An 18,957-nucleotide genomic window follows, 5' to 3' on the forward strand; every position below is an offset into this window, starting at 1 on the left:
ACAAGGGGCGTATCGAGCAGGTCGGGTCGCCCACCGAGGTTTATGACACCCCGGTCAATCCGTTCGTCATGTCGTTTTTGGGTGCGGTGTCCACGCTCAACGGCGCACTGGTCCGCCCGCACGACATCCGGGTCGGACGCAATCCCGCCATGGCGGTCGCGGGGGGTGACGGCACCGCGGATTCGATTGGCGTGGTGCGTGCCGTCGTCGACCGGGTGGTGGTGCTGGGCTTCGAGGTGCGGGTGGAGTTGACCAGCGCGGTCAACGGGAGTCCCTTCACGGCGCAGATCACCCGCGGCGATGCCGAGGCGCTGGCCTTGAAGGACGGCGACACCGTCTACGTGCGGGCCACCCGGGTACCGCCGATCGCCAGCCCTGTTCCTGGTGTGTCCGACGGCGATGCGGGTGCCGCGGAGGAGGATGCCAGCACGTTGTCGCGGGCGTGATGCGCGATGACCCGTTAGGGCACGCTTGGACCGCGCTACGGCGACGACCCGTCCAGCCCACTCAGTCCGAGTAGTTGCCCGCCGGCGCCACCCTCCCCGCCCTTGCCTGGGGTCACCACGGCACTCCCGCCGTTGCCGCCGTTACCGCCGTTACCGATCAGCACGACGTTGCCGCCGTTACCGCCGGTACCGCCCGCCGCTCCAACCAATGCGCTCAAGCTGTAACCACCGTTGCCGCCATTGCCGGCGTTGCCGATCAGCCCGGCATTACCGCCGGCGCCGCCGTTACCGCCTTTGAAGTTCGCGTCCCCGCCTGAGCCACCGGTGCCGCCGTCGCCGAAGAGCATGCCGCCATCGCCGCCGGCGCCGCCTTTCCCGCTTACCCCCGCGGTGCTGGTGGTGCTGCCGCCGTTGCCGCCAGTGCCGCCATTGCCCATCAGGTTGGCCTTGCCGCCGGCGCCACCGGTACCGCCAATCGCCTGGGCATTTCCGCCGGCGCCACCGGCGCCCGCGGTGGCGCCGAACAGTCCGCTGGCTCCGCCCGCACCACCGTTGCCGCCGATGCTCGCGCCGCTGTTTGCGCCCCCGCCGTCGCCGCCGCTGCCGCCGGAGCCGAAGAGCGCGCCGCCGACGCCGCCTGCGCCGCCGTTGCCGCCGATGGCATCGCCGGCACCGCCGGCCCCGCCCTGACCGCCGGCGGCCCCTAGTTGCCCGCCTGCTCCGCCGGCCCCGCCGTTGCCGAATAGGATGCCGCCGTCCCTGCCGGGAGCCCCGGACCCCGGGGCGCCGTTCGCGCCGTTGCCGATCAGGGGGCGCCCCAGCAGCGCGAGCGTGGGTGCGTTGATGGCGTTGAGCACTTCTTGCTGGAATGCCTGCAACGGTGAGGTGGCCGCGGCCTCGGCGGCGGTGTACGCCCCCGCACCCGCGGTCAAGCTCTGCACGAATCGCTGATGGAACGCCGCCGCCTGGGCACTGAGGTTCTGATAGGCCTGGCCGTGTGCTCCGAACAGTGCCGCAACGGCCGCCGACACTTCATCGGCGCCGGCGGCCAGCAATCCGGTGGTCGGGGCAGCCGCGGCCGTGGTAGCCGCGTTGACTGTCGAACCGATGGCCGCCAGATCGGTGGCCGCCGCTATTAGCGCCTCCGGCGCCGCGATCATGAAGGACATGTGAACCCCCAGGCGTTCCCGACCAATAAGTCATGACGACCCGGAGGACCGCATGGTCACCATCGACCAATCGGCAGTGATTGATATTACTGCGCTCCAATGTGCGGGAGCTGCGTTTTCGCAGATTATTGCATGACGGAAAGCGAAGCCGTCCTACCTAATTCGGGCTGAAGCCATTTCAGGACAACACAATTCCGACGGCGACCGCGACAAACAGCAAAACAAAAATGACGACCCCGACAATACTGACGACGGCGAGCGGCGTCACCCGCCGTTTCGGATTCGGTTGGGGTTCAGAGACGCCGGAGGTTTGCGCCGAGTCCGGGGGAGTAGAACCCGGCGGGACGCCTCCGCCCGCCTCAAGGCCCGGCGTTCTTGACGGTTCGGGGTCTGGTGGAAGTGCGGTCATGGATAGCAGGTACCCCGTTGCGCTCACATCACACGCCGGATTGGTCAAATAGTTCCGCTGTGACATGAGAAGTGTTATGCGACAGCGGATATCGCTCGCCGCGTTGACATCTGTCACTTTGGTCCCAGCTGGGGATGTCAAGTTGTCGGCTTTCAAGCGACAGTTGTTGGGGTGTACGCGATTTGGCGCTTGGGCGAATCGGCCACTTTGGCGTCAGACCCGCCAGGCTGCGAACTCAGGCCGCCATACCCTCCGCCGCGGTCCGGTCGAAGCGATCCAGCAGGGTCGCGGCCACCAACGGGTGCGCCCCCAGCGGTGCCGCCATGGCGATGCCGGCCTCGCGTGCGAAGCGCTCCACTCGGTCGGGCAGCCGCCCGGGCGCCAGGAACCATGGCGCAATCACCACCCGCCGGGCACCGCGTCGCCGCAACCGTCGGACGGCGTCGGCAAACGATGGCTCCGGTCGAGTGACGAACGCGGTCGTGGCGGCCGCCCAGCGGGTTCCCGTCAGCACCCTGCGCGCTACCTCGGCAGTGTGCGCGTTGGCGACCGGATTCGACGAACCGATCGCTGCGACCAGCACGCCAAGGGACTCGTCGTGTCGGGAAACGCCGAGCTCGGAGACCCGCTGACGCAGCACCGACACCAGCCGGTCGTCCTCACCGAGCACCTCGGCCTGGCGCACCTGCATCCCTCGCCCGGCAAGACCGCAGCCGGCTATCTGCCGAGGGATGTCAACGCGGGCGTGGTAGGCGTTGGCCAGCAGAAATGGTGTGACGACGGCCGGGCCGGACAGGTCCGTCAGTACGTCCACCAGGCTCGGCGCATTCAACTCGCAGAAGGCAAGGCGGATGTCCAGGCTGGGCCGCATGAGCGCCAACCGCCCCGCGACGGCCCGGGCATTGGCCGCCGACCGGGGATCCGCACTTCCGTGCGCGGTCAGCAGCAGGGTCGGCCCGAGGGCGCCGCTCCTTCTCATCGCTTCGCTCTGCGTCGTCGCCGGCTCGTCACGACGCGTGCAGCCCGCACTCGGTCTTGGCCAAACCCTGCCAGCGTCCGCTGCGCGGGTCGGCGCCGTCGAGGGGCTTGGCGGTGCACGGTGCGCAACCGATCGACGGATAACCCTCTTGGACAAGAGGATTCACCAGGACATCGTGCTTGTTGATGTAGTCCTCCATGTCCTCGTCCGTCCACGCCGCTAGCGGGTTGACCTTCACCAGCTTGAACGCCTCGTCGAAGCTGATCAGCGGCGCGTTGGCGCGCGTCGGTGCGTCCACGCGGCGCAGCCCGGTCACCCAGGCGGAGTAGTTGCGCAGCGCCTTGCCTAGCGGCACGACTTTGCGCAGCCGGCAGCATTCGCCGGGATCGCGGGCGAACAGATCCTTGCCCATCAGCTCGTCTTGCTCGGCCACGGTGTGGTCGGCGGTGATGTTGAGAACCCTGACGTCGTAAACGGATTCAATCGCATCGCGGGTGCCGATCGTCTCGACGAAGTGGTAGCCGGTGTCCAGGAACAGCACCGGCACGCCGGGGCGCACCTTGGCGGCCAGGTCCACCAGCACCGCGTCTTGCATGTTGGATGCCACGACGTAGTTGCACGTCGCCCAACCGCGCGGCCCGTTGACACCGCCGAAGTTCTCTTCGGTCCACCGCAGCAGGTCGGTGGCGTTCGCTCCCTCGAGTTCGGCCGCGCCTCGGGCCGCCAGTTCGCGCAACTCCGTTTCAGTGGGCTTCGTCGCCTGGCTCATCGCAGGTCGTCCTCCTCGGCCCGAAGTGCCCACTGCGCAAAGCGTTCACCCTCATTGCGATGCTTGAGGAAGTTGCGGGTCACCCGGTCGATGTAATCGCCGAGTTCGTCGCTGGTGACCTTGTGCTGACGCAGTTTGCGGCCGAAACCACTGTCCAGACCGAGGCTGCCGCCCAGATGGACCTGGAAGCCCTCGACCGAGTTGCCATCGCCGTCGTCGACCATCTGCCCCTTGAACCCGATGTCGGCCACCTGAATTCGGGCACACGAGTTGGGGCAGCCGTTGATGTTTATGGTGATCGGGACGTCCAGTTCAGAGTTGATGTCTTCCAGTCGCTTTTCCAGCTCCGGCGCCAACGACTGTGCCCGCACCCGGGTTTCGGCGAAGGATAGCTTGCAGTACTCAATCCCGGTGCACGCCATCAGGTTTCGTCGCCAATGCGACGGACGCGTCTGCAGGTCGAGCTTTTCCAGGCCGGCGATCGTCTCGTCGAGCTTGTCGTCGGGGATGTCGAGGATGACCAGCTTCTGATAAGGGGTGAAGCGAATCCGGTCCGAACCGGCCCGCTCGGCCAGATCGGCCACGGCCGTGAGGATGGTCCCCGAAACCCGTCCGGCGATCGGGGAGGCGCCCACGGCGTTGAGCCCGTTCTTGGTCCGCTGCACGCCCACGTGGTCGATCGGATGCTTGGGTGGCTCGGGCGCCGGACCGTCGATCAGCGGGCGCTTGAGGTACTCGGTTTCGAGAACCTCGCGGAACTTTTCGATACCCCAGTCCTTGATCAGGAACTTCAACCGCGCCTTGGCGCGCAGCCGCCGGTAGCCGTAATCGCGGAAGACCGAGGTCACCGCGGCCCACACCTCAGGCACCTCTTCCAGCGGCACCCAGGCGCCGACCCGCTGGCCCAGCATCGGGTTGGTCGACAGCCCGCCGCCGACCCACAGGTCCAGGCCCGGTCCGTGCTCGGGGTGGTTGACGCCGATGAACGCGATGTCGTTGACCTCGTGCACGACATCCTGCAGACCGGAGATCGCGGTCTTGTACTTGCGGGGCAGGTCGGCGAACTCCGGTTTGCCGATGTAGCGGCGCACGATCTCGTCGATCGCCCAGGTTGGGTCCAGCACCTCGTCCAGCGACTCGCCGGCCAACGGCGAGCCCAGCACCACACGCGGGCAGTCGCCACACGCTTCGGTGGTCCGCAGCCCGACCTCGTCGAGTCGCCGCCAGATCTCCGGAACGTTCTCCACCTCGATCCAGTGGTACTGGATGTTCTGCCGGTCGGAAATGTCGGCGGTGTCGCGCGCGAACTCCGTGGAGATCTGTCCCAGCGTGCGCAGGGCTGCCGCCGAAAGTGCGCCACCGTCGCAGCGCACGCGCATCATGAAGTACTTGGCTTCGATCTTGTCGGTGTTCTCGTCGCCGGTCCATGAGCCGTCGTAGCCCTGCTCTCGCTGGGTGTACAGGCCCCACCAACGGAACCGGCCGCGCAGGTCGCTCTTGTCGATGCTGTCGAACCCGTTCTTGGCGTAGATGTTCTCGATGCGCTCTCGTACCTCGAGCGGGGGGCCGGCCTGCTTCATCTCCTCGTTGGCATTGAGCGGCTCGCGATTGCCCAGCGCCCACTGGCCCTCATTACGGGGAGCCTTGGCGGGTCGTGCGGTGGTCATTCGACGGTTCTCCTTCGCGAACGTCGTCGGCCGTCAACCCGCGCAGAACACCGGTGCTCCCGGCAGCGCAGATCCGAGGGCCTGGAAGTACAGGTGGGCTGGGTCTACGACGTCAAGGCAGACAGCAACAGCTGCATACGCGCTTGAGGTCGATATGCCGCCGCACCACTAGCGCAATGCGCTGATTCGGATAGGCGGCGATCACGCGTGCCATTCTGCCATGAATCTCAGCTAGCCATGCGACCAGGTCAAATTTCTTCTCACGATGATTAAAACTAGTTGGCAATTCTGGCTGATTTGGCCAACAAACCCAAGGAATATGCTGGGAGAACGCGCATGCCGCGCCGTCGAGCCGTGTAAAGATTTGGCATGACTTTTGGTCAGCAACCCGGTGAGCTCCCTGCGCTCACTGGGAGTCCCGGGCGACCGTTCGGGCTCTACGTGCACGTCCCGTTCTGCATCACGCGATGCGGCTACTGCGACTTCAACACCTACACACCGGCCGAACTGGGCGGAGTCAACCCCGACGCCTGGCTGGACGCACTGGCCAAAGAGCTCGAGCTCGCGGCCGCACGGCTGCAGGGCCCGACCGTCGACACCGTCTTCGTCGGCGGGGGGACGCCGTCCCTGTTGGGCGGGGCCCGCCTGACCGCTTTGCTGGACACCGTGCGTCAGCACTTCACCCTGGCGCCGGACGCCGAGATCACCACCGAGGCCAATCCCGAGTCGACGTGGCCGGAGTTCTTCGAGGCCATTCGCGACGCCGGATACACGCGGGTGTCGCTCGGCATGCAATCGGTGGTCCCGCACGTGCTGGGCGTGCTCGACCGGGTGCACACACCGAACCGGTCGGCGGCTGCGGCCCGCGAGGCACTCGAGATCGGCTTCGAGCACGTCAGCTTGGACCTCATCTACGGCACCCCTGGAGAGTCCGACGATGACCTGCTCCGCTCGGTGGACACGGCGATCGAAACCGGCGTCGATCACGTGTCCGCCTACGCGCTGGTGGTCGAGGACGGCACGGCCCTGGCCCGCCGGGTGCGTCAAGGAGAGCTGACGCCGCCCGACGATGACGTGCTGGCGCGCCGCTACGAGTTGGTCGACGCACAACTCTCCGCGGCCGGGATGACGTGGTACGAGGTGTCCAATTGGTCACGGCCGGGTGGGGAATGCCGGCACAACCTCGGCTACTGGGATGGCGGCCATTGGTGGGGTGCCGGTCCGGGCGCGCATGGCTACGTCGGCTCGACGCGTTGGTGGAACGTCAAGCATCCCAACACTTATGCGCAGCTGCTGGCCGATGCGAAGCTTCCGGTGGCGGGCTTCGAGGAACTCGGCACCGATGCGCTGCACACCGAGGACGTATTGCTGAAAATCCGGTTGCGGCAAGGTCTTTCGTTGGAGCGTCTGAGCGACGCAGAACGTGCGCGGGCCGCCGACGTGATAGCCGACGGCCTGCTGGTCGCCGAAGGCGACCGGCTGGTTCTCACCGACCGCGGTCGACTGCTGGCCGACGGGGTCGTGCGGACCCTGCTCGACTAGCCCCGCCCCGCCCCGTTTTGCGGCGAGCGTGCGTGGTTGTGCAGCGCCACGCCGTATCCCGCGGCATTCTGCGCACGCTCGCGGGGACTACCGTGGCGTCAGGCGGTGTGGAACCACTGCGCGACGAGGCGACTGATCTCGATGTAGAGCGGGATCCCAACGGTCACGTTGTAGGAGAACGTCAAGCCCAACGACGCGGCCAGCGGCAGGGTCGGACTGGCCTCGGGTATCGCAAGCCGTTGTACGGCCGGGACCGCGATGTAGGACGCCGCACCGCACAGCACCGCGAACAACACATAGGTGCCCGGCTTGAAGTCCGTCCCGGTCGCCGCAGAGTAGCAGTGGGCCACGATGATCCCCAGTGTCGCAAAGAGATTCGGCGCGAGCAGGCCGAAGAAGATGAAGCCGCGGCCGGCCGTTCTCAGGTCCTTCAACTTGCGCGACGCGGTCATGCCCATTTCAAGCAGGAACAGGGCAAGCACGCCCTGGAATGCGGTGACGAAGAAGGTGTCGTCATCGTGGACGACCTTCTCGCCCTGCAGTCCGCTGACGAGACCGATCAGGATGCCGCCGAGCAAGAGGACCAGACCGGGGTTGAGGAACACCTCCTGCAGCAATTCCCGCGAAAACAGGCGCTGCTTGGTGCCGCCCGATACCGCAATCTGCTCCAGATCGGAACGGTCGCGCTCCTCCAGCGCAAGCTCCGACTCCCGCTCGTGCTCACTCTCCAGGGTTTGTCCCGGCGCGGGTCGCGCGGCGGTGCCGGGTCCGACACCCACCGTCGCGGGCGGGGTGTAGCCCGGCTCTCCCGGCATCAACCCTGCCTCGTTCAAGCCACGGTGCCGTAGCCGTGCCACCAGGTACAGGGCCACCAGGCAGCCGGGAATCTCCATGATCGCCAACATCACCGGCATGTAGGCGTTGAATGCGATCCCCACGCTGCTGAGAAACGCCACGCAGGTGGCGAAGGTCCCGGCCGAGTCTGAGGCGTAATAGCCGGCGACCGTGGCCTTATCCACTCGCCGCATCGCGCTCATGCGATTCAGCAACAGATAGGCGAGGCCGCCGATCACAAAGTTCAACACAAAGCCCAGCACCATGAATCCGACGATGTTGCCGATGCTCGACGGTTGGATCTTTGCCAACTCTTCGCCGCCGTGCCAGCCGATTGCCAGCAACAGGTACATGGTCAGGCCCTGATAGAGCACGTAGGGAAATTCAAACCGCACTTTGAGGATCGGAATGAGGAATCCGAAGTAGAAGAACAGCAGCAATGGCTTGAACAAATTGTGGGTGAAGTTCTCCCAGAACTCGTGCAGCATCGGCACCTCCCGAGCGTCATTCGGCAATAGAAGGAAGCGCCCAACCCCCCAGGTAAGGCGACTACGAACTCCCAGACAACGCTGAGAACTTTACGAGAACCTGGCTCAACCGCCAGTCGGGAATTGCGCCGAAGTGCCTGATTTAGACCATTTTTGGGGCAGCAGTGACTCGCGAAACTTGGGCGTAACGTCCGGCGGTCGCATCGGTGCAGGCTATGACGTTTGATCGGGTTAGGTGTGACTTTCCTGCGAGTTTGCTGGAAATTCGGTTCTGTGCGCGTGGCGAGCGTTCAGCGAGCGTTCAGCGAGCAGATGAAACCAGGGACGGCCGCGCGGCGGAGCCGCGCGTACGCTGCGTCACCGACCGCCAAGAGGATGGCGAGTAATGGGTGATGGTCTCGTCGAAGCCTTCGAGTCGGCGAACGGTGAGCACGCCGGTCTGTTCGTTGACGGAGAGTTCCTCGTAATCGCCCTTGATTTCGTCCCCATCGACGAGCTTGATGACGAACATGGGTGACTCCTTCCGTGCGGTTGGGTGTGACGCTAGCCGCATAGCCCGTATAGGGACCGGCGGCTGTCTTGCCGAGTGGTGAACGAGAGGAGAACATTTGCGGTTCATATGAACCGAATGTGCCTCTACCGCGTGCCGACCAGCTTGGTTGAACCAGCTGCTGTGCGGGGGCGGGGTGGAAGCGAGCGCAGGAAGCTGGGGAAGGGTCGCCGTCGCTAGGAAGGTTAGGCTACATTTACCCTTTGTGACCAAGACGAGTGTGGGGGCGGACTCTTTGAGCACCGCGTGGTCATCGGTCCAGCTGCCTGCGGGCATCGCCCCCGCCGACTTTGCCGCCGAACTGGCGGCTGTGCTGTTCGAGCCGGTTGGCGAGGAGTACCAGCTCTACGAGTGTGACGGGCAATGGATCCTCGCCGGTGGTGTTCAAGCGATGGTGGAGCTGGACAGCGATGAACTCCGCGTCATTCGCGACGGGGTGACTCGCCGTCAAGTGTGGTCCGGGCTGCCGGGGCCGGTGCTGGGCGAAGCCGTCGACCGGTTGCTGCTGGAGACCGATCAAGCCTTCGGCTGGATAGCATTCGAATTCGGCGTCTACCGCTACGGATTGCAGCAACGGCTCGGCCCCGCCGTCCCGCTGGCCCGAGTGTTTTGGCCGCAAACTCGGATCGTGGTGTCCGAGAATGAAATTCGCCTGTACGGGGCCGACGAACGACACCGCGAGGCGGTCGACCGCTTGGTTGAGCAGGGGTTGCGCGATGTCCCGAGTCCGCGGCCGGTCGACCTGGCCGCCGACCCGTCCGACTACCGCGACCGGGTTGCCGTTGCGGTAAAAGAGATCGTCGCCGGCGACTACCACAAGGTGATCCTGTCGCGCAGTGTCGAAGTGCCGTTCCGGCTCGATTTCCCGGCGACGTATCGATTGGGGCGTCGGCACAACACGCCGGTGCGGTCGTTTCTGTTGCGGCTCGGCGGAATGCGTGCGCTGGGCTACAGCCCAGAGCTTGTCACAGCCGTCCGTCCGGACGGGGTGGTGGTCACCGAGCCGCTGGCCGGCACCCGGGCGTTGGGGCGTGGTCCCGCGCATGATCGGCGGGCGCGCGAGGATCTGGAGTCGAACCCCAAAGAGATTGTCGAACATGCCCTTTCGGTGCGTACTTCTATTCAGGAGATCACCGAGATCGCCGAGCCGGGAACGCCCGCGGTCACCGATTTCATGACCGTGCGCGAGCGCGGCAGTGTTCAGCATCTCGGCTCGACGGTTTTTGCCCGACTGGACCCGTCCCGCGACCGGATGGACGCCTTGGAAGCGCTGTTCCCCGCCGTCACCGCGTCGGGCATTCCGAAGGCCGACGGTGTCGAAGCGATCATGCGGCTCGACGAAGGGCCGCGAGGTTTGTATTCCGGTGCGGTCGTGATGTTTTCGGCTGACGGCGGCCTCGACGCCGCGCTCACGTTGCGCGCGGCTTACGAACGCGGTGGACGGACCTGGCTGCGGGCGGGGGCGGGAATCATCGAGGCATCCGATCCCGAGCGCGAATTCGAGGAAACCTGCGAGAAGCTTTCCACCCTGGCGCCCTATCTCGTGGAGCGACCGTAGTTCCCGCAACGCCACTAGGCATGGCGGGCGGCCTCCTGCGCGAGCTGCACACGCGACGAAAGGTCGAGCTTGGTATAGACGTGGGTGAGGTGGGTCTCGACCGTGCGCGGCGAGATGAAAAGCCTTGTGGCGATGTCCTTATTGCCCAGGCCCTCGCTCACCAGGCGGACCACGTCCAGTTCGGCTGGGGTGAGTGAGGCCCACCCGGTCGAGGGGCGTTTGCGTTCGCCGCGGCCGCGCTGGGCGTAGGCGATTGCCTCCTCAGTGGACAAGGCGGCGCCTTCTGCCCAGGCGACGTCGAAATCATTCTGGCCCATGGCATCTCGAAGTGTGGCTGAAAAGTTCTGGTAGTCGGCGTCGTAAATCCGGTACCGGACCTCGCCGGTCCGCCGCCGGACGGCCTCGGCCGCACCGGCGAGTCGGGCCGCTTCTCGGTAGCTTTCGGCTCGGACGGCCACGAAAGCGAGGCGCTCGAAGATGTCGGGTAGGCCCAGCAGCGCCCTCAGGTCGGCCGCCCATGCCAGCGCGTCGTGCGCGTCACGTTCGGACGCTTCCGCATCGCCAACGGCAAATGCCACCCGGGCACGCGCTGTCAACGCGGTCATTCGATGGAATCCCGCCGTTGCCGCCACGGCTCGATCGGCCCAGCGCTGGGCCTCGGCGACATCGCCTGCGGCAAGCTCCGTTTCGGCCCTCCATCGCATGTTGGCACTCGTGAATGCGACGTCCGGAATGCGGCTATAGCCCTGCGCCAGAGCATCCCTGGCCGCGGCAACGTCGTTGGCAACCAGATTGGCAACGCCGAATGCGAGGTAGCCTAGCCCTTCGATGATCGTGCCGAGCTCGGCGGCACACTCGATGGAGGCTTCCGCTGTTGCGAGCGCCGCAGGCGGATTGCCCTGCCACCCGAGGAATATGCTCTCTGAGATCAGGGCGTTGAACCTCGACAGTTCGTCGCTGGCCGCATCCGCATCCGCGATCACCTCGCGCAGCTCTCCGACGGCGTCAGCCAGGTCGCCGAGGATCGCTCGCGCTCCCGCGATGCCCCACACACGGCACTGGCCTGAGGCGAACCGGTCACCGATCGCGTCGGCGAGTGCGCGGCCCTCTTCGCCGGCTACGCGGGCGGCGATCGCGTCGCCGGCCATCATGGCGGCATACGCCTGAAAGCCGAGCAGTTGACTCAGGCGCCACTTGTCACCAAGCGCGCGGGCCAACTCGATGGCCTCGGCGAAGAATGCCGCCGCCTGTTCGGGGCTGAAGGCGGCCGTGCCGCAGCAGGCGGTCAGGGCGCGAACCAATAGAGCCGGGTCGGACAGTTGGCGCGCGATGCGTAGTGCCTCGGCGGCCTGCTCCCTGCGCTCCGGCACGCCGGCCCAGCCGTCTAGCACAGCGGCATCGGCCAGCGCCCGCGCCACCACCGCCGTAGCGACGTCCCGGTCGGCTGTCGTCAGGTCGGCCAGCGCCGTATCGATCCAGCTCAAACCTTCGCGCAGCCGGCCACGGGTCAGCCACAGCGGCTGCAGTGACGACGCGATCTGCAGGGCCAGTTCGACGTCGCCGTTTTCGCGGCTCCACATGAAAACCGCACGAAGGTTGTCGATCGCTGCTTCTGCCTGCTCCACCCGCCGCTGATGCCCGCTGGCCGCCGGGGCGTCGAGGCCGGCGGCGAGCGCGGCGTAGTAGTCGCGGTGTCGCGCTCGAATGGCGTCGGCTTCACCGGATTCGTCGAGCTTCTCGCCGGCATACTGACGCACCGTTTCCAGCAGGCGATATCGCGTCGGGCCGTTGCCTCCGTCGGCCACCACCAGTGACTTGTCCACCAGCAACGTGAGCTGGTCGAGGACCTGGAAGCGCTCGACCTCGGTGTCGCCCGCGACGGCCCGCGCTGCGGCGAGGTCGAAGCCGCCCAGGAAAACCGCAAGCCTGCGGAACAACACCCGCTCGGAATCCGTCAGCAGCGCGTGCGACCAGTCCACCGACGCACGCAACGTCTGCTGCCTTCGCACCGCGATGCGCCCACCACCGGTGAGTAATCGGAAGCGGTCGTGCAGACTTCCCACGATCTCGTCGAGCGACAAGGCCCGCACCCGCGCCGCCGCCAATTCGATGGCCAGCGGCATCCCGTCAAGACGACGGCAGATTTCTTTGACCGTCCCGATGTCGTCGTCGGTCAGTCCAAGGTCGGATCGCGCTCGCCGGGCCCGGTCCACAAACAGGGCCACGGCATCGTCGTCCAGCGAAAGGGATGGCACGCGCCAGGTCACCTCGCCGGGAACGTCGATCGGTTCGCGACTGGTCGCCAACAACGTCAACCTGGGGCAACTCGTCAACAGCGCGGCCGTCAGCGCGGCCACCGCATCGAGCAGGTGCTCGCAATTGTCCAGCACCACCAGCAGATGGCGGTCTCCGATGAACCGGGTCAGCGTGTCGGTGGTCGAGCGGTTCGGCTGATCCGCCAGGCCAAGCGCCTTGGCCGCCGCGACCGGCACCAGACCGGGGTCGGTAATGGTCGCAAGGTCGACATACCACGCACCGTCGGCGAAATCGGGGACCAGTTGGCTCGCCACCTGAACAGCGAGCCGGGTCTTGCCAACCCCGCCGGCGCCGGTCAGGGTGACCAGCCGGTCGTCGGCGAGACTTCGCCGCACGCCGTCGATTTCGACGCCGCGGCCGACGAAGCTGGTGAGCTGCACCGGCAAGTGTTCGGCGGCAGTGGGTTTCGCGGTCCGCAGCGGCGGAAAGTCGTTGTTGACGTCCGGGTGGCAGAGCTGCACCACTCGCTCGGCGCGGGTGATTCCCCGCAGTTCGTACCGGCCGAGGTCGGTCAACCAGGCACCCTCAGGAAGCCCGTCGCCGACGATGTCCTCGGTGGTTCCCGACAGCACCGTCTGCCCGCCATGGGCGAGATCGCGCAACCGCGCCGTCCGGTTGATCGTCGGGCCGACGTAGTTACTCTCATCGCGTAACTGCACCTCGCCGGTGTGCACGCCGATGCGCAGCCTGATGGGCGCCAGTGGGGCCCGCTGCAACTCCAAGGCGCAGGCGACCGCCTGAGTGGCCCTGGTGAACGCGACCACGAAGCTGTCGCCCTCGCCCTGCTCCACCGGCCGCACCCCGCCGGACCGGGCGAGCAGTTCGGTCAGCATGTGGTCCAAGCGCGCGACGGCGGTCGTCATCTCCTCCGGCTGGGTCTCCCACAGCCGGGTCGAGCCCTCGATGTCGGCCAGCAGCAGCGTCACCGTCCCGGTCGGCAGCTCGCCCACGACCAATTCGCTCCAGTTCACCGGCGCAACATCCGCGCGCGCATCAGTTCCGGTCATGGTAGCCAGCATTTCCCCGGCGGCGGCGGCATACATCGGGGAAATCCCGTACGCTCACTCTGCGCTCAGGGCGACGCCTTCTCGAACTTCGTCGCCATGGCCGCAGAGTCAACAGCTCCGTTGGCGAGTTCGGTTACCGGATGCCGCCGGCCCGCGAAGCCAGGCCAACCGCGCGCGTATATGCCTGCGGCGTGAAGCGTTTGATGTTCCAGGCGATCTTGGCGTCGATCTGCGGCATGCAGTACAGCGCGCCGCGGTCATGAGTGTCGAGGCAGATTCGGGCGACCCGCTCCGCCGAAAACCCGATCCAGCGCATCAGTCTTGCAGCCTGTTCGCCCGATTCCTCCGTGATACGGCCGGATTCGACGATATTGGTCTTGACGAAGGTGGGGCAGAGCACGGTGACCTTGACTCCGCTGCCGGACAACTCGGCGGCCAGCGTTTCCGAAAGCGAGAGCACGCCGGCCTTGCTGACGTTGTAGGCGGCCATCCCGGGAGCCGCGCCGAAGGCCGCCGCCGAGGCCACGTTGATGATGCCGCGCTGCGCGTGCGAGGGCCCCGCCTCCCGCAGGATCGGAGTGAACACGTGGCAGCCGTGAATGGGACCCCAAAGGTTGATCCCCAGGGTCCACTTCCAGTCGTCCAGCGGCATGTCGCCGATGCCCTCGCCACCGGCGCCGACGCCGGCGTTGTTGATCACGAGTGTCGGCGGCGCCCCGAACCAGTCCTGGGATTGCGCGGCGAGGGCGGTGACGTCGTCGAATTGGGAGACGTCGCAACGGATCGCGACAGCCTTACCGCCGAGTTTTCTGACCGCGTCGACTGTCTGCTGAGCGGCGATTTCGTTGATGTCGCTGCACACCACCGCACCACCGCGTCTGGCCAGTTCCACGGCGAAAGCGGCGCCGATGCCGCTGCCGGCCCCGGTCACCACCGCATACGCCCCGCGAGAGGTGACCGCTGACTTACCCAGCAGCCTGTCGAATGGCCCGAACATGCTCAACCCACCCTTTCCGGGGCCGGCGGCACCAGCCCGCTGACCGGCCGCGGCAGCACCGCGGCTCCGGCACGCCGTCACTCATGGATGCGCAGTCCATCTCAAACGACGGCATTAGTCAATGGCACTGGTCTCGTACTAGTCGAAGCGTCCCGGGACCCGCGACCTACGCTCGCGCGTCTTCGCTGAGTTGGCGGACGATCGCCTTCTTGTCGACCTTGCCGATCGGGGTGGTGGGCAGGCTAGGCATCGCGACCAGCACGTCCGGACGAGCGTGGGTGGCGACACCGCGTCGGTCGAGGTAGCCGTTGAGGTCCGCGAGGGTCACCGGAGGTCCGGCGAAAACGACGGCGGCGCAGATCTTCTCACCCAGACGAGGATCGGGCAGGGGTACCGCCGCGGCGGACCAGATGGCCGGGTGGCTCAGCAGTTGCTCTTCGAGATCGCCCGCGGAAATGGTTTCACCGCACCGGCAGATGACGTCTTTGACCCGACCGGTGACGACCAGGTAGCCGTCGTCGCGCTGGCGCACCAGGTCACCGCTGCGGTAGAAGCCGTCGGGGTCGAAGCACCGCTCGTTGTCGCGCTCGGCGCAGAAGTAGCCGTTGAACGTGTACGGTCCGCGAACCAGCAGTTCGCCCTCGTCGCCGGACGCCACCGGTTCGCCCGCCGCGTCCACGATGCGCAGTTCGTCGGCGGGGGACAGCGGCCGGCCCTGGGTGTGTTCGACTAGCTCCGCCGCGTCGTCGAGGCGGGTGAAGTTCAGCAGCCCCTCGGCCATGCCGAACACCTGTTGCAGACCGGGGGTGAGCGCACTGCGGACCTGGCGAGCTTCCTCCGGCTCCAACTTCGACCCGCCAACTTGCAAGAGCCGCAAGGTCTTTGGCGTGACCGGCTCCCATTCGCAGGCCTGGGCCCACAGTTTGGCCAGGGCCGGTACCAGCGCGGTGACGGTGACCTGATGCCGGTCGATGGTGGCGAACGCGGCCTCCGGGCTGGGATCCGCGCTGAACACGATCTGTGCGCCGGCGCTGATCGCGCCCAGGATCCCGGGGCACGCCAGCGGGAAGTTGTGCGCGGCCGGCAGCGAGACCAGGTAGACATCGTCCTCGGTCATCCGGCACAGCTCCGCGCTCGCGGTGGCGTTGTAGACGTAGTCGTCGTGGGTGCGGGGGATCAGTTTCGGGGTGCCGGTGGTGCCTCCCGACACCAGCAGCAATGCGGGGGACTGGCTGTCAACGACGACCTGAGGCGGGTCGCCTTCGGGCAGTTCGGACCACGGGGTGAACGGACCGGCGTCACCGTCGACGACGACGTGGCGCAGCCGTGGATTCGCGGCGACCAACCGTTCGGCCATCGACCGGTAGTCGAAGCCGCCCGCCTTGTCGGCGATGACCAACCCCACGGCGTCGCTGACCTTCGCGAAGTGCGTCAGCTCGGCCAGCCGATGCCCGGGCAGACACATGACGGGGATCGCCCCGGCGCGGAGCAGGCCGAACAGTGCGATGGCGAACCGGCAGGAATTCGGCAGTTGCAGGAGTACTCGCTCGCCGGGTGCGATGCCCAGGCGCGCGAAGCCGGCGGCGGCTCGGTCGGCGAGTTCGTCGAGCTGGGAGTAGGTATGGCTGCCCAGCGGATCCACCACGGCCGTCCGGTCTGGCCAGGTCGCCGCGGTTTGGCGCAGCAGCGAGTCGACCGTGCGACCGGCCCACAAACCGGCAGCGCGGTACTCCGCCGCACGTTGCGGCGGAAAGGGTACGAATCCGGGTACCCCGGGCGTGACTGGCACTGTGGCTCCTTGGGCGCGTGTCCTGGCCGCGAGGCCAATAAGGTAGCGTACAGAAGTTAGGACAGCCTGAGCTAAGACGGAGGGGTGGGTCGTGGGCGCCGCATCGTTCGTCAGCGCGCTGGCGGGAGCGCCATGACCAGGACACTTGCGATCGTCGGCGCGGGTGCCAAGGCAGTGGCCGTGGCCGCGAAGGCGGCGGTGCTGCGGGAAATGGGCGTCGACGTGGTCGACGTCGTTGCCGTCGAACGCACCGGTGTGGCGGCCAACTGGCAGGCCGGCGGGGGCTGGACCGACGGTCGTCAGCGGCTGGGTACCAGCCCGGAGAAGGACGTCGGTTTCCCGTACCGCTCGACCCTTGCGCCGGGGCGCAACGACGAGGTCGACGAGCGGATGATGCGGTTCAGTTGGCAGTCGTATCTGGTTGCCACCGACCAATTCGTGGGCTGGATCGACCGAGGCAGACCGGCCCCCACGCACGACACGTGGGCCGCCTATCTGCGCTGGGTCGCCGACGTGGTGGGCCTCGAGGTCGTTCGCGGCGAAGTGCTTGGGCTGTCGGTCGACGGTTCGCGATGGGCAGTGCACCTGCCCGGGTCCACCCTGTCAGCGGATGCGGTGATGATCACCGGCCCGGGCCAGGCGGAACGGTCCATGCTTTCCGGCGACCCACGGGTGTGGTCGATCGCGCAATTCTGGGAACGTGCCATGCGGCACGACCGGATCGTCGCCGAGAATGTGGCGGTCATCGGCGGCGGCGAGACGGCCGCGTCGATGCTCAATGAGCTTTTCCACCACCGTGTTTCGTCGATCACGGCGATCTCGCCACAAGCGACCCTGTTCACCCGCGGTGAAGGATTCTTCGAGAACTCGTTGTTCTCCGATCCCACCGGCTGGCGCGACCTCAACCTGGCCGAACGCCGCGACTGCATCGCCCGCACCGACCGCGGGGTCTTTTCCGCGCGAGTTCAGGAGTCACTCCTGGCCGACGAGAGGATCAAGCATCTGCGTGGTCGGGTGGCGCGCGTGACCGATCGCGACAACCGGATCTGGATCACGCTTTCCACCGAGAACCGTGGTGAGCCGTTGGAGACCCTGCACCGCTTCGACCTCGTCATCGACGGATCCGGTGCCGACCCGACGTGGTTTGTGCCGTTGTTACGACCGGACGCCGTGGACCTGCTTGAGCTCGGTCTGGGCGGACCGCTGACGTGCGAGCGGTTCGAGGAGTCCATCGACGACGACCTGTCCGTTGCCGGCGTCACGCCGAAGCTGATCCTGCCCAATCTGTCCGGGGTGAACGTGGGCCCGGGATTCCCCAACCTGAGCTGTCTGGGCTTGTTGTCCGACCGGGTGCTGGGCGGCACCGCCCTTGCGTCATCAGACGCAAAAGCGCCGAAAAGCATGTCATTTCAGGGGCTTTGACGACTGCCCGCGAAATCGACCACGTTGGTGGGCGCCCGCAGCGAGGCGAGAGCGGGAACCCGGTAGGTCAACGCGATGACCTTCGGCAGTATCTTGCCGCGGCCCGGTGGGGCCGGAAGTTCGTGTACCGCACGGACGCCCGGAAGGGCCATTAGTTGGTCGTAGTGATTTGCGGTGAACCAGAACGGCATCGGCGGTGCCGTGTAGAACTCGCTGAGTCGAAACCCGCGTCGGCGCGAATACACGCTCAGCAGCCAGGGGATGCTGTCGAACACGAACTGCCCGCCGGGGAATCGGTTGGCGCACGCCCCGATCAGATCGAACACCGTCTCCCGCTCGAAATACTGCAGCAGACCTTCCGCGGTGATCAGCACGCCGTTGGTGTCGTCGACCTGGTCCATCCACGAGTAGTCGAGCGCGGACTGGGCGCAGTACCGCAGCCTTTCCGACGGCGGCAGTAGTTGTCGGCGCAACTGCACTATCGGCTCGAGATCCACAGACAGCCAATTGAGTTCGCCATTGTCCAGACGCCAGAAGCTGGTTTGCAGCCCTTCGGCCAGCGCTACCACGGTGGCGCGCGGATGCGCGGTGAGAAACTCGCGCGCTGCGTTGTCGAACGCCAGCGCCCGCAGGGCCGTGGCCTGATGGGTACGACCGAAGTGGTGGTAGTCGTAATCGATGCTGTCCCGTAACGCGATGGCCATCGGGTCGTCGATGACGCCATCGGGTCGGGCGGCCTCCGTCGCCCGCTGATGCAGCGTGAGCAGCGCGGTCTCGGATACCCCGCTGAGATGGCGGCCATCGACGACTGGCATAGCTCCGACAGTATCGGGCAGCTTGGGCGCCTCCAAGGATCGCGCAAGAAACGCGCAAGCCGCCGCTGACACCCTCTGAACATCCAAAGCCGGGCAGGGTGGCATACGGCTACAAAATCCGAAATTCAACTCAGGGGGTTCGACCATCACGGCCATGCATGCCGACGACGTTTAAACACATTCATCAATTGACCAAGCAG

Annotated in this window: 15 protein-coding genes and 1 pseudogene; 4 read left to right on the forward strand and 12 right to left on the reverse strand. The window is 66.5% G+C overall.

Translation table 11 applies throughout. The features are described 5' to 3' along the window. Positions 1–446: TOBE-like domain-containing protein (locus BST27_RS11565; RefSeq protein ID WP_139805113.1), on the forward strand; the 446-nt coding region annotated here is incomplete at its 5' end. A gap of 44 nt (positions 447–490) precedes the next feature. Here BST27_RS11565 and BST27_RS34485 read toward each other — a convergent pair. The 6 genes and pseudogenes from BST27_RS34485 to BST27_RS35040 all read right to left on the reverse strand — a co-directional run. After that, positions 491–1,615 (reverse strand): annotated as a pseudogene (locus BST27_RS34485) (PE family protein); the annotation flags it as partial. Between the two features lie 178 nt (positions 1,616–1,793). Continuing rightward, the gene (locus tag BST27_RS33655; RefSeq protein WP_308205993.1) at positions 1,794–2,090 is read right to left on the reverse strand and encodes a DUF6480 family protein; all 297 of its coding nucleotides are present in this window, start codon (positions 2,088–2,090) and stop codon (positions 1,794–1,796) included. A 169-nt stretch (positions 2,091–2,259) separates the two neighbouring features. After that, the gene (locus BST27_RS11580) at positions 2,260–3,003 is read right to left on the reverse strand and encodes a sirohydrochlorin chelatase (protein WP_069420539.1); all 744 of its coding nucleotides are present in this window, start codon (positions 3,001–3,003) and stop codon (positions 2,260–2,262) included. Between the two features lie 28 nt (positions 3,004–3,031). Next, positions 3,032–3,772 carry a phosphoadenylyl-sulfate reductase gene (locus BST27_RS11585; protein ID WP_069420540.1) on the reverse strand — a complete coding sequence of 247 codons (741 nt, stop codon included), beginning with the start codon at positions 3,770–3,772 and terminating at the stop codon, positions 3,032–3,034. Beyond that, positions 3,769–5,439, reverse strand: a complete 1,671-nt coding sequence (locus BST27_RS11590; protein ID WP_069420541.1) for a nitrite/sulfite reductase — start codon at positions 5,437–5,439, stop codon at positions 3,769–3,771. Before BST27_RS11590 ends, BST27_RS11585 begins: the two co-directional genes overlap by 4 nt. Positions 5,440–5,551: 112 nt before the next feature. Beyond that, positions 5,552–5,653, reverse strand: coding sequence for an Ms4527A family Cys-rich leader peptide (locus tag BST27_RS35040; RefSeq protein ID WP_372515549.1), 102 nt, complete (start codon positions 5,651–5,653; stop codon positions 5,552–5,554). Positions 5,654–5,808: 155 nt separating this feature from the next. Between BST27_RS35040 and hemW the strand changes: the two genes are divergently transcribed. Then, positions 5,809–6,981: a radical SAM family heme chaperone HemW gene (gene hemW, locus BST27_RS11600; protein ID WP_069420542.1), complete on the forward strand. Its 1,173-nt coding sequence runs from the start codon at positions 5,809–5,811 to the stop codon at positions 6,979–6,981. Between the two features lie 98 nt (positions 6,982–7,079). On the opposite strand, the gene BST27_RS11605 is transcribed toward hemW, so the two are convergent. Both BST27_RS11605 and BST27_RS11610 read right to left on the reverse strand, forming a co-directional pair. Continuing rightward, positions 7,080–8,303, reverse strand: a complete 1,224-nt coding sequence (locus BST27_RS11605; protein ID WP_069420543.1) for a sodium-dependent bicarbonate transport family permease — start codon at positions 8,301–8,303, stop codon at positions 7,080–7,082. A gap of 301 nt (positions 8,304–8,604) precedes the next feature. After that, positions 8,605–8,814 (reverse strand): hypothetical protein, encoded by a 210-nt coding sequence (locus tag BST27_RS11610; RefSeq protein ID WP_069420544.1) that lies wholly within the window; start codon positions 8,812–8,814, stop codon positions 8,605–8,607. Between the two features lie 244 nt (positions 8,815–9,058). Here BST27_RS11610 and BST27_RS11615 point away from each other — a divergent pair, with 244 nt between their 5' ends. After that, on the forward strand, positions 9,059–10,411 hold the full coding sequence (locus BST27_RS11615; RefSeq protein ID WP_069420545.1) for a salicylate synthase: 1,353 nt from the start codon (positions 9,059–9,061) through the stop codon (positions 10,409–10,411). 14 nt (positions 10,412–10,425) lie between these two features. On the opposite strand, the gene BST27_RS11620 is transcribed toward BST27_RS11615, so the two are convergent. The 3 genes from BST27_RS11620 to BST27_RS11630 form a co-directional block, all read right to left on the reverse strand. Next, on the reverse strand, positions 10,426–13,746 hold the full coding sequence (locus BST27_RS11620) for a helix-turn-helix transcriptional regulator (RefSeq protein WP_069420582.1): 3,321 nt from the start codon (positions 13,744–13,746) through the stop codon (positions 10,426–10,428). A gap of 121 nt (positions 13,747–13,867) precedes the next feature. After that, positions 13,868–14,731 carry an SDR family NAD(P)-dependent oxidoreductase gene (locus tag BST27_RS11625; RefSeq protein ID WP_069420546.1) on the reverse strand — a complete coding sequence of 288 codons (864 nt, stop codon included), beginning with the start codon at positions 14,729–14,731 and terminating at the stop codon, positions 13,868–13,870. Positions 14,732–14,897: 166 nt separating this feature from the next. Further along, the gene (locus BST27_RS11630; protein ID WP_069420547.1) at positions 14,898–16,520 is read right to left on the reverse strand and encodes a (2,3-dihydroxybenzoyl)adenylate synthase; all 1,623 of its coding nucleotides are present in this window, start codon (positions 16,518–16,520) and stop codon (positions 14,898–14,900) included. A gap of 132 nt (positions 16,521–16,652) precedes the next feature. On the opposite strand from BST27_RS11630, the gene mbtG reads away from it, so the two are divergent. Beyond that, positions 16,653–17,942, forward strand: a complete 1,290-nt coding sequence (gene mbtG / locus BST27_RS11635) for an NADPH-dependent L-lysine N(6)-monooxygenase MbtG (protein ID WP_069420548.1) — start codon at positions 16,653–16,655, stop codon at positions 17,940–17,942. Here mbtG and BST27_RS11640 read toward each other — a convergent pair. Then, the gene (locus BST27_RS11640) at positions 17,930–18,757 is read right to left on the reverse strand and encodes a class I SAM-dependent methyltransferase (RefSeq protein ID WP_069420549.1); all 828 of its coding nucleotides are present in this window, start codon (positions 18,755–18,757) and stop codon (positions 17,930–17,932) included. The genes mbtG and BST27_RS11640 overlap by 13 nt on opposite strands. Positions 18,758–18,957: the final 200 nt, after the last annotated feature.

The organism is Mycobacterium intermedium, from assembly GCF_002086275.1.
Taxonomy (GTDB): domain Bacteria; phylum Actinomycetota; class Actinomycetes; order Mycobacteriales; family Mycobacteriaceae; genus Mycobacterium; species Mycobacterium intermedium.

Bases quoted from the DNA above. Each gene is read 5' to 3' on its own strand.
- BST27_RS33655 (WP_308205993.1), bottom strand. From the start codon at position 2,090: ATGTCACAGCGGAACTATTTGACCAATCCGGCGTGTGATGTGAGCGCA.
- BST27_RS11580 (WP_069420539.1), bottom strand. From the start codon at position 3,003: ATGAGAAGGAGCGGCGCCCTCGGGCCGACCCTGCTGCTGACCGCGCAC.
- BST27_RS11585 (WP_069420540.1), bottom strand. From the start codon at position 3,772: ATGAGCCAGGCGACGAAGCCCACTGAAACGGAGTTGCGCGAACTGGCG.
- BST27_RS11590 (WP_069420541.1), bottom strand. From the start codon at position 5,439: ATGACCACCGCACGACCCGCCAAGGCTCCCCGTAATGAGGGCCAGTGG.
- BST27_RS35040 (WP_372515549.1), bottom strand. From the start codon at position 5,653: ATGGCACGCGTGATCGCCGCCTATCCGAATCAGCGCATTGCGCTAGTG.
- hemW (WP_069420542.1), top strand. From the start codon at position 5,809: ATGACTTTTGGTCAGCAACCCGGTGAGCTCCCTGCGCTCACTGGGAGT.
- BST27_RS11605 (WP_069420543.1), bottom strand. From the start codon at position 8,303: ATGCTGCACGAGTTCTGGGAGAACTTCACCCACAATTTGTTCAAGCCA.
- BST27_RS11610 (WP_069420544.1), bottom strand. From the start codon at position 8,814: ATGTTCGTCATCAAGCTCGTCGATGGGGACGAAATCAAGGGCGATTAC.
- BST27_RS11620 (WP_069420582.1), bottom strand. From the start codon at position 13,746: ATGCTGGCTACCATGACCGGAACTGATGCGCGCGCGGATGTTGCGCCG.
- BST27_RS11625 (WP_069420546.1), bottom strand. From the start codon at position 14,731: ATGTTCGGGCCATTCGACAGGCTGCTGGGTAAGTCAGCGGTCACCTCT.
- mbtG (WP_069420548.1), top strand. From the start codon at position 16,653: ATGACCAGGACACTTGCGATCGTCGGCGCGGGTGCCAAGGCAGTGGCC.
- BST27_RS11640 (WP_069420549.1), bottom strand. From the start codon at position 18,757: ATGCCAGTCGTCGATGGCCGCCATCTCAGCGGGGTATCCGAGACCGCG.